The organism is Mycobacterium rhizamassiliense (assembly GCF_900157375.1).
Classification (GTDB): domain Bacteria; phylum Actinomycetota; class Actinomycetes; order Mycobacteriales; family Mycobacteriaceae; genus Mycobacterium; species Mycobacterium rhizamassiliense.
The window spans coordinates 5,441,835-5,455,967 of the sequence record NZ_LT721901.1 but is presented as its reverse complement, the minus strand read 5'-3'; the positions used below and the strand labels follow the sequence as shown (position 1 = coordinate 5,455,967).

General features: G+C 68.7%; 13 protein-coding genes. 8 read left to right on the top strand and 5 right to left on the bottom strand.

The annotated features are described in order from the left end of the window. Positions 1-25 precede the first annotated feature (25 nt). From MRAB57_RS25705 to MRAB57_RS25695, 3 genes are read right to left on the bottom strand one after another with little or no spacing between them, the layout of a single operon-like run. Entirely contained in the window at positions 26-457 is a 432-nt protein-coding gene (locus MRAB57_RS25705; RefSeq protein WP_077090862.1) for a DUF4247 domain-containing protein, read from the bottom strand. Between the two features lie 41 nt (positions 458-498). Next, positions 499-1,005 carry a DUF2617 family protein gene (locus MRAB57_RS25700; RefSeq protein WP_077089851.1) on the bottom strand — a complete coding sequence of 169 codons (507 nt, stop codon included), beginning with the start codon at positions 1,003-1,005 and terminating at the stop codon, positions 499-501. 10 nt (positions 1,006-1,015) lie between these two features. Beyond that, positions 1,016-1,627 carry a DUF4178 domain-containing protein gene (locus tag MRAB57_RS25695; RefSeq protein ID WP_077089850.1) on the bottom strand — a complete coding sequence of 204 codons (612 nt, stop codon included), beginning with the start codon at positions 1,625-1,627 and terminating at the stop codon, positions 1,016-1,018. A gap of 202 nt (positions 1,628-1,829) precedes the next feature. On the opposite strand from MRAB57_RS25695, the gene ruvC reads away from it, so the two are divergent. The 5 genes from ruvC (at position 1,830) to MRAB57_RS25670 (ending at position 5,266) form a co-directional block, all read left to right on the top strand. Further along, positions 1,830-2,399, top strand: coding sequence for a crossover junction endodeoxyribonuclease RuvC (ruvC, locus tag MRAB57_RS25690; RefSeq protein WP_077089849.1), 570 nt, complete (start codon positions 1,830-1,832; stop codon positions 2,397-2,399). Then, positions 2,396-3,010, top strand: coding sequence for a Holliday junction branch migration protein RuvA (gene ruvA / locus MRAB57_RS25685; protein ID WP_077089848.1), 615 nt, complete (start codon positions 2,396-2,398; stop codon positions 3,008-3,010). Before ruvC ends, ruvA begins: the two co-directional genes overlap by 4 nt. Continuing rightward, positions 3,007-4,062, top strand: coding sequence for a Holliday junction branch migration DNA helicase RuvB (gene ruvB, locus MRAB57_RS25680; RefSeq protein WP_077089847.1), 1,056 nt, complete (start codon positions 3,007-3,009; stop codon positions 4,060-4,062). The genes ruvA and ruvB overlap by 4 nt, the downstream gene beginning before the upstream one ends. 8 nt (positions 4,063-4,070) lie before the next feature. Continuing rightward, complete coding sequence (locus MRAB57_RS25675; RefSeq protein ID WP_077089846.1) at positions 4,071-4,457, top strand: DUF1304 domain-containing protein; 387 nt, start codon at positions 4,071-4,073, stop codon at positions 4,455-4,457. A 116-nt stretch (positions 4,458-4,573) separates the two neighbouring features. After that, positions 4,574-5,266, top strand: coding sequence for a hypothetical protein (locus MRAB57_RS25670; protein WP_077089845.1), 693 nt, complete (start codon positions 4,574-4,576; stop codon positions 5,264-5,266). 58 nt (positions 5,267-5,324) lie between these two features. Here MRAB57_RS25670 and car read toward each other — a convergent pair whose 3' ends face one another. After that, positions 5,325-8,816: a carboxylic acid reductase gene (car, locus tag MRAB57_RS25665; protein WP_077089844.1), complete on the bottom strand. Its 3,492-nt coding sequence runs from the start codon at positions 8,814-8,816 to the stop codon at positions 5,325-5,327. Positions 8,817-8,974: 158 nt separating this feature from the next. Further along, positions 8,975-10,315 (bottom strand): 4-aminobutyrate--2-oxoglutarate transaminase, encoded by a 1,341-nt coding sequence (gene gabT, locus MRAB57_RS25660; protein ID WP_077090861.1) that lies wholly within the window; start codon positions 10,313-10,315, stop codon positions 8,975-8,977. 242 nt (positions 10,316-10,557) lie between these two features. Between gabT and yajC the strand changes: the two genes are divergently transcribed. The 3 genes from yajC (at position 10,558) to secF (ending at position 14,130) form a co-directional block, all read left to right on the top strand. Beyond that, a complete protein-coding gene (gene yajC, locus MRAB57_RS25655) occupies positions 10,558-10,920 on the top strand; it encodes a preprotein translocase subunit YajC (RefSeq protein ID WP_077089843.1) in 363 nt (120 codons plus the stop codon). Positions 10,921-10,997: 77 nt separating this feature from the next. Then, positions 10,998-12,827 (top strand): protein translocase subunit SecD, encoded by a 1,830-nt coding sequence (gene secD / locus MRAB57_RS25650; protein ID WP_077089842.1) that lies wholly within the window; start codon positions 10,998-11,000, stop codon positions 12,825-12,827. A gap of 4 nt (positions 12,828-12,831) precedes the next feature. Beyond that, positions 12,832-14,130: a protein translocase subunit SecF gene (secF, locus tag MRAB57_RS25645; RefSeq protein WP_077089841.1), complete on the top strand. Its 1,299-nt coding sequence runs from the start codon at positions 12,832-12,834 to the stop codon at positions 14,128-14,130. Positions 14,131-14,133 lie beyond the last annotated feature (3 nt).

Genomic DNA, 14,133 nt, shown 5'->3' with positions numbered 1-14,133 from the left:
CTTTGCGGTTGCCGCCCGATAGGCATTACTTCGTCCCGCCGGGACCGCCTGGGGTCCCGCCGGCGCCACTCGACGGGGATCCGGGGCCGAACCCGGGGCCGAGGAAGATGAACGAGCCGTGGCTGTATCCGGCGCTCAGTGGTTCGACACGAATGCTGCACGGGTACTTGCCATCCGGGCCGACGATCACGATGTTGTTGCTGTAGCGCAGGTACTCGTTGTTGCCGTTGTCGGCGCGCGCGTCGGGCTCCTGATAGTCCGCGAGGGCGTCGGCCACCTCGTCGGGCTTGCCGGTGCACTGGTAGCGCGTCCCGTTCGCGTCGCGGGAGTACTCGTGATAGTGGCCTGCGATGTAGGACCCAATGTCCTTGTTCAGCAAGATGATTCCGAACACCAGCGACGCGATCGCGGCGAACGCCAGCCCGCCGGAAACCAGCAACAGGCCGTTGCGGCTCAGGCCCTTTTTCGGGGGCTTCGGCTTCGCGCGCTTCCTGGGGCTCATGGCTGCCACCGGCTCGCGGTGTGCACCACGACGCCGCCCGACGCGCGCTGCGGGTACAGGTGCCAGGTCTGCCAGCGCCAACCGGCGTCGTCGGGTTCGGCAGCCAGCACGGTCAGCGCGGCGTCGTCGCCGGGAAATGTGCCGCCCAGCCATCCGTCTTCGGTCGTGCAGTTGTCCCGAAGTCGTTGTGCGAGTTGACGAAACGCTGCCTCGTCGTGCGTGACGATGCTCGACTCGATGTGGTAGCCGGGCGCGTCGGCATGCTCGGGCAGCGCGCCGCCGTGCGCGCGGGCGGTGCACGAAACCTGTTCGGAGAACTGGCCGGTCGCGTGTTCGGCCGTGATCACGTGCGAGGCGCCCAGCACCCCGAGCCGCAACACCCCGCCGCCGGGATGCTCGAGCGCGCAGCTGGCCAGCGGCGGCGGCGCCGGGGCGTTGAGCGCCAACCCGAGTCGGGTCCCGGATACGTCCGCCGGCGTTACGGCTAGTTCGTAGAACGGCACCGGGATGGTCCTAGGGAGCCGACGGCGGAGGGGCGGGGTAGACGGTGAGCTCGCCGGGCAGCACCGGCTTGCCCGTCGATACCTCCCAGGGCATGTCGGGGGCATAGCGCTCGAACGACAGCAGCACGGACTCGTCGGCGTTGGCGCAGTCGATGAATTCCATCTCGCCGCCGGCGGGCAGGCCGGTCGTGCCCTCGCTGGTGTAGGAGGCCCGGCCGCGCTCGGCCTCGTGGAACGGCACGCCGTCGACCACGTACTGCTCGCCGGGCTGCAGTGTGACGTCCTTGCGGGTCACCCACATCACCAGCTCGAGCCGCCCGTCGTCGTCCTCGACGCTGAACCAGATCGGCTGATCGCCGCCCTCGAGCAGGTGCTCCCACCACACGAACGGGCCCTCCCGGAACGTCACCGATCCGCGGACCACGTAGTCGATGCCGCCGTGGCTGACGATCGCGCCGGGGCCCAGCTGCCGGGGCCCGAACTGGGGCATGGAGTTGAAGGACAGCGGATCGGATCGGCCGCCGGGCTGGGCCGATTTCTTGGGTCGCCGCAAAGCGATAACCAGCACCACGATGGACGCGACGAACAGCACCGCGGCAAGTACGACCAGCAGTGTTCCCACGCCGTCCCCTTCATTGCTCTGTGACTAGAGCGAATTTGTGGAATTCAAGTTAACAGCTTTTGTGTGGCACGGAACAGATGCGCGCGCGGGCTGGAAACGGGGGACCGCCGCGTGTCCTGCCCGGCTCGGTCGGACCCGACCGCTACGCTATCGAACAGCTGTTCGGTGGCTCGAGGTGTGTGGGAAGAAGCGGGAGCGGGCAATGCGCGTGATGGGCGTCGATCCCGGGCTGACCCGGTGCGGGCTGTCGCTCGTCGAGGCCGGGCGCGGCCGCAGCGTGGTCGCGCTGGACGTCGACGTGGTGCGCACGCCGTCGGATGCGCCGCTGCCGATGCGGCTGCTGGCCATCAGCGATGTCGTCGAGCACTGGCTGGACACGCACCGGCCGGACGTCGTGGCAATCGAGCGGGTGTTCGCCCAGCACAACGTGTCGACGGTGATGGGCACCGCGCAGGCCGGCGGCGTGATCGCGGTGGCCGCGGCCCGGCGCTCGATCGACGTGCACTTCCACACGCCCAGCGAGGTCAAGGCCGCGGTCACCGGCAACGGCGCGGCCGACAAGGCTCAGGTCACCGAGATGATCACCAGAATCCTTGCGCTGCAATCGAAACCGACACCGGCCGACGCGGCCGACGCGCTGGCGTTGGCCATCTGTCATTGCTGGCGCGCGCCGATGCTGTCCCGGATGGCCGCCGCCGAGGCGATGGCCGCCAAGCAGCGCGAGGCCTACGCCGCGAAGCTGAAGCGCGCAAAGGTCAAGGCGGGCCGATGATTTCGTCGGTGCGCGGTGAGGTGCTCGAGGTGGCGCTCGATCACGCGGTGATCGAGGCCGGCGGCGTCGGCTACCACGTCAACGCCACGCCATCGACGCTGGCCACGCTGCGCCACGGCAGCGAGGCCCGGCTGATCACCGCGATGATCGTGCGCGAGGATTCGCAGACGCTGTACGGCTTTCCGGATCGCGACAGCCGCGATCTGTTCCTGACGCTGCTGTCGGTGTCCGGGGTCGGGCCGCGGCTGGCGATGGCGACCCTGGCGGTGCACGACGCCGACTCGCTGCGCCAGGCGCTGGCCGACGGCGACGTCGCCGCGCTGACCCGGGTGCCGGGCATCGGCAAGCGCAGCGCCGAACGCATGGTGCTGGAGTTGCGCGACAAGATCTATGCCACGGGCACGACCGCTGTGGCCCCGGCGGGCGCGGGCGTGAACGGCCACGCGGTGCGCGGCCCGGTGGTCGAGGCTCTGGTGGGGCTGGGCTTTGCGGCCAAGCAGGCCGAGGAAGCCACCGACAGCGTGCTGGCCGCCGACCGCGAAAAGGGTGAGCAGCCAACGACTTCCAGCGCGCTGCGGGCCGCGTTGACGTTGCTGGGTAAGTCCAAATGAGCGACAATCCCGAAGATTATTCCGATCGCGACCTGTCGGCGGCGCTCACCGTCGGCGAGGGCGACATCGACGTCAGCCTGCGGCCCCGCACGTTGGGGGAGTTCATCGGCCAGGCGCGGGTGCGCGAGCAGCTGCAGCTGGTCATCGAGGGCGCAAAAAACCGCGGCGGCACACCGGATCACATCCTGCTGTCCGGCCCGCCGGGGCTGGGCAAGACGTCGCTGGCGATGATCATCGCCGCCGAGTTGGGGTCGTCGTTGCGCGTGACGTCGGGGCCCGCGCTGGAACGTGCCGGGGACCTGGCCGCGATGCTGTCCAACCTGGTCGAGCACGACGTGTTGTTCATCGACGAGATCCACCGCATCGCCCGGCCCGCCGAGGAGATGCTGTATCTGGCGATGGAGGACTTCCGGGTCGACGTGGTGGTGGGCAAAGGCCCTGGGGCGACGTCGATTCCGCTGGAGGTCGCGCCGTTCACCCTGGTCGGCGCGACCACCCGGTCGGGCTCGCTCACCGGGCCGCTGCGCGACCGATTCGGCTTCACCGCGCACATGGATTTCTACGAGCCCCCCGAGCTGGAGCGGGTGCTCGTCCGGTCGGCCGGAATCCTGGGCATCGAGCTGGATCCTGCGGCCGGCGTGGAGATCTCGCGGCGCTCGCGCGGCACGCCGCGAATCGCCAACCGGCTGCTGCGCCGGGTTCGCGACTTCGCCGAGGTACGGGCCGACGGTGTGATCACCTGCGACGTGGCCAAGTCGGCGCTGGAGGTCTACGACGTCGACGAGCTAGGCCTGGACCGGCTGGACCGGGCGGTGCTCTCGGCGCTGACCCGCAGCTTCGGCGGCGGACCGGTCGGCGTTTCGACGCTGGCGGTCGCGGTCGGGGAGGAGGCCACCACGGTCGAGGAGGTATGCGAGCCATTCCTGGTCCGCGCCGGTATGGTCGCCCGTACCCCACGAGGCCGGGTAGCCACCGCGCTGGCCTGGACTCACCTGGGCATGACGCCGCCGGCCGGGGTCACCGGGCTGGGTCAGCCGGGACTATTCGAATAGGAGACGCAATGATCATCGCCGCGTTGGTATTCGCCGCCTTGGCAGCGCTGCTGCACGTCTACATCTTCGTGATGGAATCGTTGACCTGGACGTCGCCGCGCACCCGCGCCACGTTCGGCACCACGCCCGAGGAGGCCGAGACCACCCGGCTGCTGGCGTTCAACCAGGGCTTCTACAACCTGTTTCTGGCGATCGTCACCGGAATCGGCGTCGCCGCGGTCGCCACTCGGCACGGGCTCGTCGGGGTCACGCTCATCTTCGTCGGCGTGGGATCGATGGCCGCCGCCGCCGTCGTGCTGCTGCTCTCGGCACCCGACAAGGCCCGGGCGGCGATCACTCAGGGCACCTTCCCGTTGATCGCCGTCGTACTGCTGATTCTCGGCCTCTGCATGTAACACCAGACACATCAGTCTCACTGGTAACAGGGCTCGTTGGCTCACAGGTTATTTCGCGATGGGGCAGGGTACCCACGCGATGCTGAAGTAGCCCGGCATCAACCAAGGAGAATGTGATGAAACGTGAAGAGGACTACCGCGCGGGCGGACTGCGAATGCCGCGGTCGCGGGGCGCGATCAGCGGATTGCTCCTGATCATCCTGGGTGCGTGGGGTGCGCTGATCCCGTTCGTCGGGCCTCGCTTCAACTTTGCCTACACACCCGACCAGGACTGGGCGTGGAGCACGGCCCGGGGTTGGCTCGAGGTTGCGCCGGGCGCGGCGGCCGCACTGGGCGGCCTGCTGTTGATCCTGTCGGGTAACCGCGTCAGCGCGGTGCTGGGCGGCTGGCTGGGGGTTCTCGCCGGTGCCTGGTTCGTGGTCGGCACCGAGGTCGCCCCCCTGCTGGGCATCGGTTCGGTCGGCGACCCGATCGCGGCCACCGACCGCAAGCGCGCGGCGCTGGAGGTTTCGTACTTCTCCGGCCTGGGCGCGCTGATCGTCTTCGTTGCCGGCGTCGCCCTGGCGCGCACCGCGGTGCGGCTCGCGCGCGACGTGCCCCCGGTGGAACCGGTGGCAGCAGCCGATCCGGCGGTGCCGCAGTACTACTCGGGGCTCGAGGAGCCGTCGCGCGACGAGGTGTCGTCGGAGGCGCTCACCAAGCCGCGGGTGGACGACGACCAGCCGAAGGCCCGGGGCTGGCGCCGCCAGCACGCCGCGCCGTCCGGCCCCGGCGCCGCGTACCTGCGCTGGCCGCATCCGCAGGGCTAAGAGGTCAAGTGAAAAAGTCCGCCGGCCCAACACGGGTCGGCGGACTTTTTTTTGACTCTTACAGCAGTCCGAGCAGTTTCAGATTGCTGATGTACTGATTGATGATCGGCGCGCCGATGTGCGGAATGTCTTTGTCCGGACCGACTTTCGCGTCCTGCACTGCCGCACGGAACAGATCGGTCGGTGCCATCGATCCGCGGATCGGGCGCTCCGGCTTCTGGTAGTTGTGCAGCAGCGGCAAAAGCGATGCGTTGCGCTGCTTTTCGGGCAGTCCGCGTAGCGCTCCCTCGAACCGCCGCAGCCACTCGGTGTAGTCATCGATGCGCTGGATGGCGTTGCCGTCCTCGACCAGCCAGTCGACGAACTCGTCCATGCCGATGCCGTCGTCGTAGGGGTTCATCACGTGGAAGGTGCGGAACCCGTCTTCGCTTTGGGCACCCAGCGTCGAGATCGCCTCGGCGATGAACTCGACGGGCAGGCCGTCGTAGTGGGCGCGCTGCCGGTTGCCGTCGGCGTCCCGCTCGTAGAACGAGGCGGGCGCGATGCCGGTGGCCACCAGGCTCAGCATCATCCGGGTGAACATGTCCGGCACGTTGAGCTGACCGGCGTAGGTGGTGTCGGCCAGGATCATGTCGCAGCGGAACACCGCCACCGGCAACCCGCACAGGTCGTTGGCCTCGCGCAGCAGGACCTCACCGGCCCACTTGCTGTTGCCGTAGCCGTTGGCGTAGCTGTCGTTGATCTGCCGGGTCGCGCTGATCTGCCGAATGTCGGCGTCCTCGGTGAACTGGCCGGGCTTGATCTGGTCGCCCACCCCGATCGTCGACACGTAGGTGTACGGCTTCTTCTTCGTGGTCAGCGCGATGCGGATCAGCTCGGCGGTGCCCAAGGCGTTGGGGCCGAACAGCTCGCTGTACGGCAGCACGTGGTTGACCAGGGCCGCCGGGTCGACGATCAGGTCGACGGTGTCGGCCAGCCGCTGCCAGGTCGCGGCGTCCAGGCCGAGGTTGGCCTCGCCCTTGTCGCCGGCGATGACCTCGAGGTGGTCGGCCGCCAGCTGCTGGTAGTGCGCCAGCAGCTTGGGGTCGCCTTCAGAACCCGGGGGGTCGAACGTCTTGTCCAGCCGCGCGCGGGCGTCCGCGTCGGACTTGGCCCGCACCAGGGCGATCACCTTGCCGTCGACCAGGTCCATCCGCTCCAGCCAATCCAGCGCCAGGTAGCGGCCCAGGAAGCCGGTCGCGCCGGTCAACAGGACCGTGCGCACCTCGGATGCCGGTGCGGCCAGCGCCGGCGCGGCGGCCAGGGTCTCCGCGTCGAGGAACTTGTCCAGCGTGAGGTCCCCGGCGTGCACCTCGTCGGCGTCGCGACCGTGCACCGTGGCGAAGCTGGGCCGCTTGGTGCCGTGGCGCTCGGCCTCGATGTAGCCGGCGATGGCAGCCAGGTCGTTGGCCGGGCTGACGATGACGCCCACCGGCACGTCGATGTCGAAGATCTCGCGCAGCAGGTTGCCGAATGTCAACGCCGACAACGAGTCTCCGCCGAGGTCGGTGAAGTGGGCGTCGGGTGTCAGCTCGGTGGCGCCGGTGCCCAGCAGGGCGGCCGCGGCCCGGCTCACCGTCTGCAGCACGGGCGCCTGCGGGCCACTGCGGCGCAGCTCGCTCAGCTCGTTGGCCTGGCCCGCGGCCAAGTCGGTGTAGAGCTGTTCCAGCCGCTCGCCGTAGTGCTGCTTCAGCTTCGGCCACGCCAGCTTGCGGATGCCGGTCAGCAGACCGTTCTCCAGGGTGAACGGCGTGGTCTCGACGATGAAGTCGCGCGGCACCTCGTAGGACTGCAGGTCGGCTTCCTTGGCGACGGCCTGCAGCGAATCGCCGATCCGCGGCTTGAGCTCGTCGGCGCCGTAGCGGGTCAGGGCCTCTTCGCTGGGCACGATCACAGCCAGCAGGTAGGGGTGCGCGCTGTTGCCGTAGACGTAGATCTGGCGGACCAGCGGGCTGTTGCCGAACACCGCCTCCAGCTTGGCGACGGTGACGAACTCGCCCTGCGCCAGCTTCAGCACGTTGTTGCGGCGGTCGACGTACACGACCTTGTTGGGCGCAACCTCGGCGACGACGTCGCCGGTGCGGTAGTAGCCCTCGTCGTCGAACACGTCGGCCGTGATCTCCGGGCGCTTGTAGTACCCGGGGAACATGTTCTCGGTCTTGAGCAGCAATTCGCCCCGCGGGTACGGCCGGTCGGTGGCGAAGTAGCCCAAGTCCGGGACGTCGGCCAGCTTGTAGTCGATGACCGGCGGGCGCTGCACCTCGCCGTCGAACAGGACCATGCCGGCCTCGGTGGAGCCGTAGCCGTCGAGCAGATGCATGTCGAGCAGGGTCTCGACCCAGGTCTTGAGCTCGGGCGACGTGGGCGCCGAGCCGGTCATCGCGAAGATGAACCGGCCGCCCAGCTGGTACTGCCGCATGTCGTCCATCGCTTGCGCCTCGTCGACACCGCTGTCGACCTGGCGCAGGTATTCGCTGTAGAGGGTCTCCCAGATGCGCGGCACGAAGTTCATCTCGGTGGGCCGTACCAGCTCCAGGTCCTCGAGCAGCGTCGACAGGTCGCTGCGGGCCGCGAAGTACGCGGTGCCGCCGTTGCCGAGCGTGCCGAACAGGATGCCGCGCCCCATCACGTGGCTCATCGGCATGAAGTTGAGGGTGATCGACGCGGGGGTCTCCCCGAACCAGTTGCGCTTGGACCGGGACCACATCTTGCCGACGTTGGCCTGCGGGTACATCGCGCCCTTGGGCGCCCCGGTGCTGCCGGAGGTGTAGATCAGCAGGGCCAGCGCGTCCTCGTCGGTCACCACGGCCGGCGCCGCGGGCAGCGCCTTGCCGCGCTCGAGCAGGTCGGCCAGGGTCTCGACGGTGATCGCGGCGTCGGCCAGCCGCGTGCGGGCGGCTGCCACTGCCTCGCGCTCGTCGTCGACCTCGGGGTGGTAGTCGAACACGACCAGCTTGGCCGGGCGGTGGCCGCTGCTCAGGATCAGTTCGACGGCGTCGGCCACCTGGTTCGCGCTGGCCGCGAAGGCGACGGGTTCGGTCTCGAGGACGATCGGCTTCAGCCCCGTGATCGAGGCGCTGGTTTGCAGCGGGACCGATACGGCGCCGATCCGTCCGAGTGCGATGTCGATGGTGGTGAAGTCGACGCTGTTGAAGCCGAGTGCGGCGACGCGATCTCCGACCCGCACGGAGTCGTGGGTCAGGGCGCGCGCCACGGCCTCGACGCGGTCGTCGAGTTCGCGGTAGGTGATGGTCTCGAAGCGGGGGAGCAGACCGGCAACGGTGCGGCCGGTCTTGGGGTCTTTGACGAACTCGACGGCGCGCTGCCCCAGGGCGGGGCGGTCGGCGTAGGTGTCGAGCACGATCTGAACGATCTGCGGCAGTCGCAGTCCGGGCTGCTCGAGGGCGGTGGCGACCGCCGGGTCGGGCCGGGCTGCGGCGAACTGTGGGTCGTTAGCGGTCAGGTCCTCGATGCGGCGTTCCAGCCGCTCTTCGCGAGTAATAGTCGACATAACAGTTCCTTGCATTTACTGAGACTGAGTGGTTTGCGGCGCCACGTTGCGCTACCCAAATAGAACGTTAGCTAAAGTAACGATATTCCTCAACGAGTTTACCCCCGCTCGGGGTGTGAGATCCCCCACCGGCGGCTGTGAAAATCCGGGTTGTCCGGTTAGAGGTTGCCGAGGATCTCGGCGATGATGTCGAGCCCCTCGACCAGCAGTTCGTCGCTGATCGTCAGCGGGGGCAGCAACCGGATGACGTTGCCGAACATGCCACACGTCAGGATCAGGACTCCGGCTGCGTGGGCCGCGGTGGAGAGCTTCTGCGTCAGCTCCGGATCGGGATCTGCGGTTCCCGACTTCACCAACTCGACGGCGATCATGGCGCCGCGGCCACGGACGTCGCCGATGCGGTCGTCGGCGGCCTGCAGCCGCAGCAGCCGCTCGGTGATCAGCCGCTCGATCTCCTTGGCCCGCGCGAGCAGGCCGTCGCTCTCGATGGTCTCGATAGTGGCCAGGGCCGCCGCGCAGGCGACCGGGTTGCCGCCGAAAGTGCCGCCCAGGCCGCTGCCGTGCGGGGCGTCCATGATCTCGGCCCGGCCCGTCACGGCCGACAGCGGCAGCCCGTCGGCGATGCCCTTCGCGGTGCAGATCAGGTCCGGCTCGATGCCCTCGTGCTCGCAGGCGAACATCGCGCCGGTGCGCGCGAATCCGCTCTGCACCTCGTCGGCGATGAACACCACGTCGTTGCGGCGGCACCAGTCCAGCAGGGCGGGCAGGAAGCCCTCGGCGGGGACGATGAAACCGCCCTCGCCCTGGATCGGCTCGATGATGACGGCGGCCAGGTTCGCCGCGCCGACCTGCTTCTCGAAAACGCTGATGGCGCGGGCGGCCGCCAATTCGCCGTCGGTGGCCAGCTCCTTGTCCAGCAGCCCGTCCCGATACGGGTAGGACATCGGCGCGCGGTAGATCTCCGGCGCGAACGGCCCGAATCCGCTCTTGTAGGGCATCGACTTGGCGGTCAGCGCCATCGCCATGTTGGTGCGGCCGTGGTAGGCGTGGTCGAAGGCGACGACCGCGGGCTTGCGGGTGTAGGACCGGGCGGCCTTGATGGCGTTCTCGACGGCCTCCGCGCCGGAGTTGAACAGCACCGAGCGCTTTTCGCCGGAGCCAGGGGTGATCCGGTTCAGTTCCTCGGCGACGGCCACATACGACTCGTACGGCGTCACCATGAAACAGGTGTGGGTGAAGTCGGCCACCTGCGCGCGCACCGCCTCGACGACGCGCGGGGAGGAGTTCCCGATCGTGGTCACCGCGATGCCGGACCCCAGGTCGATCAGCCGGTTGCCGTCGACGTCCTCGATGATGCCGCCGCCGGCGCGTGCGACGAAGACGGGCAGGGTGATGCCGACGCCGTGTGACACGGCCGCGGCCCGGCGCTTGTTCAGCTCCAGCGAGCCCGGACCTGGGATTTCAGTGACCAGTTGACGAGTCTGTTCCAGACTGGCCACCACATCCTCCTTCTCTCGGCGCGCGTGCCGCGCCCGGATGAAAGCCTATCCGCTGGTGCGGTTCTCGGCAGTCCCGCGCTGCGGCCGGGGTGGTCCGCGCAGGTGCCGGTCGGTCGCGAGCTGGGGCCTGCCAGACTTAACGGGCACACTGGACCCGTCACGAGGTGCGTGGCTTCCCGGTCGGCACGGACACCGGCGGAGCAGGATCACCAGCAATACGGAAACGAAAGACAGGCACGTCGATGGAAAGTTTGGTCTTATTCCTGCCGTTCCTGCTCATCATGGGCGGGTTCATGTACATGGCGTCGCGCCGCCAGAAGCGCGCGATGCAAACCACGATCGACCTGCACGACTCGCTGCAGCCCGGTGACCGCGTGCACACCACGTCCGGCATGCAGGCCACCGTCGTCGCGTTCACCGACGACACCGTCGACCTCGAGATCGCGCCCGGCATCGTGACCACCTGGATGAAGCTGGCGATCCGCGACCGGATCCTGCCCGAGGATGCCGACGACTACGACGACTACGACGACGTCGACGACCTGGACGACGCCGACGGGCCCGCCGACTCCGCCAGCGAGAGCCGGGTAGCCAAAGATTCCTGACCGGCGAGGCGCGCGTGAAGAGGACACGTAGGCTCTGTCGGGGGTAAAAGACCGATTCTCAAGGAGATAAAAGGAACGTGGCATCGTCTTCGGCGCCGGTGCACCCTGCCCGCTACCTGTCGTTTTTCTTGTTCATGCTCGTGGCCGTCTACCTGTCGGTGTTCCTAACCGGCGATAAGCACGCGGCCCCGAAGCTGGGCATTGATCTGCGGGGCGGCACCCGGGTCACCCTGACCGCGCGCACGCCCGACGGGTCGCGGCCGAGCCGCGAGGCGCTGGCCCAGGCCCAGCAGATCATCAGCGCACGCGTCAACGGACTCGGCGTCTCCGGTTCGGAGGTCGTCGTCGACGGCGACAACCTGGTGATCACAGTGCCCGGAAACGAAGGCAACGAGGCCCGCAACCTGGGTCAAACCGCGCGCCTCTACATCCGTCCGGTGCTCAACTCTTCGCCGGCCCAGGGCGCCGCGCCCAAGCAGCCGGGCCGCCAGCCCGCCAGCGCGCCGCCGGGCGCTCCCGGTGCTCCAGGCGCTCCCGGGGCGCCGGGCGGGCTGCCGCCGGGCCTCGAGCCACCCGCCGGCCAGCAAGCGCCGCCTCCCGCCGGCCAGCAAGCGCCGCCTCCCGCCGGCCAGCAAGCGCCGCCTCCCGCCGGCCCCGGTCCCGCATCTCCGGCCCCCGGCCCCGCGGCCCCGGCGAGCAATGCGCCTGCGAGCCCCGCACCCGCGCCGGGGACGCCGCCCGGGCAGACTCCCGCTGACGTCCCCGAGCCGGCCGACTCGCGCAAGGATCTCGCCGAACGCATCCAGGGGATGAAAGAACTTCGGCAGAGCGACAACCCATACCTGCAGATGGGCGTCATGCAGTACATGGCGGCCCACTGCGGCCAGGACGACATCCTGGCCGGCAACGACGATCCGAAGCTGCCCCTGGTCACCTGCTCCACCGACAAAAAGATGGCCTACCTGCTGGGCCCGTCGATCATCAGTGGCGATCAGATCCAGGACGCCAGCTCGACGATGAACCAGCACGGCATCGGCTACGTCGTCGACCTGCAGTTCAAGTCGGCGGCGGCGAACACCTGGGCCGACTTCACCGCCGCCCACATCGGGACCCAGACCGCGTTCACCCTCGACTCGCGGGTCGTCAGCGCCCCGATGATCCAGGAGGCGATCCCCGGCGGCCGGACCCAGATCACCGGTGGCGACCCGCCGTTCACCGCCTCGACGGCGGGCCAGCTGGCCAACGTCCTGAAGTACGGCTCGCTGCCGCTGTCCTTCGAGTCCTCGGAGGCCCAAACCGTCTCGGCCACACTGGGATTGACCTCGCTGCGCGCGGGGCTGATCGCGGGCGGGATCGGCTTGATCCTGGTGCTGCTGTATTCGCTGCTGTACTACCGGGTGCTGGGCCTGCTCACGGCGCTGTCCCTGACCGCTTCCGGCGCAATGATTTTCGCGATCCTGGTGATCCTGGGCCGCCAGATCAACTACACCCTGGACCTGGCGGGTATCGCGGGTCTGATCATCGGTATCGGCACCACCGCCGACTCCTTTGTGGTGTTCTTCGAACGCATCAAAGACGAGATCCGCGAAGGCCGTTCGTTCCGCTCTGCGGTGCCGCGCGGTTGGGTGCGGGCCCGCAGGACGATCGTTTCGGGCAACGCCGTCACCTTCCTGGCCGCCGCGGTGCTCTATGCCCTGGCGATCGGCCAGGTGCGCGGATTCGCCTTCACGCTGGGCCTGACCACCGTCCTGGACATCGTGGTCGTGTTCCTGGTGACCTGGCCGCTGGTGTACCTGGCGTCCAAGTCGCCGAGGTTGGCGAAACCCGCATACAACGGCCTGGGCGCGGTACAGCAGGTCGCCCGCGAGCGCCGGGCTTCGTCACATGTGAAGACGGGACGGGGATAGCGCGATGGCTGCCAAAGAAAAGCCCGACGCCGAAGCGACCGAGATCACCGAGGCCGGCGACGGCGCTGTGGAGCCAAGCTCGTCGGACGCGGCCGGGCTGCCGCACCACAGCTTCCTGTCCCGGCTCTACACCGGCACGGGTGCGTTCGAGGTGGTCGGCCGCCGCCGGCTCTGGTACGGCATCAGCGGAGCGATCGTCGCGGTGGCGATCCTGTCGATCCTGTTGCGCGGCTTCACGTTTGGGATCGACTTCAGCGGCGGCACCACGGTGTCGATGCCCGCGGCGGGCTCCTCGGGGACGGTCCAGACGTCGCAGGTGTCCGAGGTCTTCAAGAAGGCCATCGGCGGCGACCCGGAATCGGTGGTCATCGTCGGCAGCGGCGGCTCGGCGACCGTGCAGATCCGCTCTGAGACGCTGAACAACGACCAGTCGACGAAGCTGCGCAACGCCCTGTTCGATGCGTTTCAGCCGAAGGGAACCGACGGCAAACCGAACAAGGCGGCCATCAGCGACTCGGCGGTGTCGGAGACCTGGGGCGACCAGATCACCGACAAGGCGCTGATCGCGCTCGGCGTCTTCCTGGTGCTGGTCGGCGTCTACATCATGATCCGCTACGAGCGCTACATGGCGATCTCGGCGCTGTTGACGATGGTCTTCGACCTGACGGTCACCGCGGGGGTGTATTCGCTGGTCGGTTTCGAGGTCAGCCCTGCCACGGTCATCGGCCTGCTGACGATCCTCGGGTTCTCGCTCTATGACACGGTCATCGTCTTCGACAAGGTCGAGGAGAACACGCACGGCTTCCAGCACACCACCCGGCGGACCTTCGCCGAGCAGGCCAACCTGGCGATCAACCAGACGTTCATGCGCTCGATCAACACCAGCCTGATCTCAGTGTTGCCGGTGCTGGCGCTGATGGTGGTGGCGGTGTGGCTGCTGGGCGTGGGCACCCTGAAGGACCTGGCGCTGGTGCAGCTGGTCGGCATCCTGGTCGGCACCTACTCGTCGATCTTCTTCGCAACCCCGCTGCTGGTCACGCTGCGCGAGCGCACCGAGCTGGTGCGCAACCACACCCGCCGGGTCGTCAAACGGCGCGCCCCCGACGCGCGATCGCGTGGGGAGGCCGCGCCCGACGACGCCGACGAGCAGACCGATCCCAGCGACGCCGCGCCCGCGGGCGAGGACGCCAGCACCGAAGCCGTCACCAAGCCGGCGCCGAACAAGCCGGCGCCAGGTGCGCGGCCGGTGCGGCCGACCGGCACCCGGCGTCCGACCGGCAAGCGGAATGCCGGCCGGCGGTAGTCC

Bases quoted from the DNA above. Each gene is read 5' to 3' on its own strand.
- MRAB57_RS25675 (WP_077089846.1), top strand. From the start codon at position 4,071: ATGATCATCGCCGCGTTGGTATTCGCCGCCTTGGCAGCGCTGCTGCAC.
- ruvA (WP_077089848.1), top strand. From the start codon at position 2,396: ATGATTTCGTCGGTGCGCGGTGAGGTGCTCGAGGTGGCGCTCGATCAC.
- car (WP_077089844.1), bottom strand. From the start codon at position 8,816: ATGTCGACTATTACTCGCGAAGAGCGGCTGGAACGCCGCATCGAGGAC.
- yajC (WP_077089843.1), top strand. From the start codon at position 10,558: ATGGAAAGTTTGGTCTTATTCCTGCCGTTCCTGCTCATCATGGGCGGG.
- ruvB (WP_077089847.1), top strand. From the start codon at position 3,007: ATGAGCGACAATCCCGAAGATTATTCCGATCGCGACCTGTCGGCGGCG.
- secF (WP_077089841.1), top strand. From the start codon at position 12,832: ATGGCTGCCAAAGAAAAGCCCGACGCCGAAGCGACCGAGATCACCGAG.
- MRAB57_RS25670 (WP_077089845.1), top strand. From the start codon at position 4,574: ATGAAACGTGAAGAGGACTACCGCGCGGGCGGACTGCGAATGCCGCGG.
- ruvC (WP_077089849.1), top strand. From the start codon at position 1,830: ATGCGCGTGATGGGCGTCGATCCCGGGCTGACCCGGTGCGGGCTGTCG.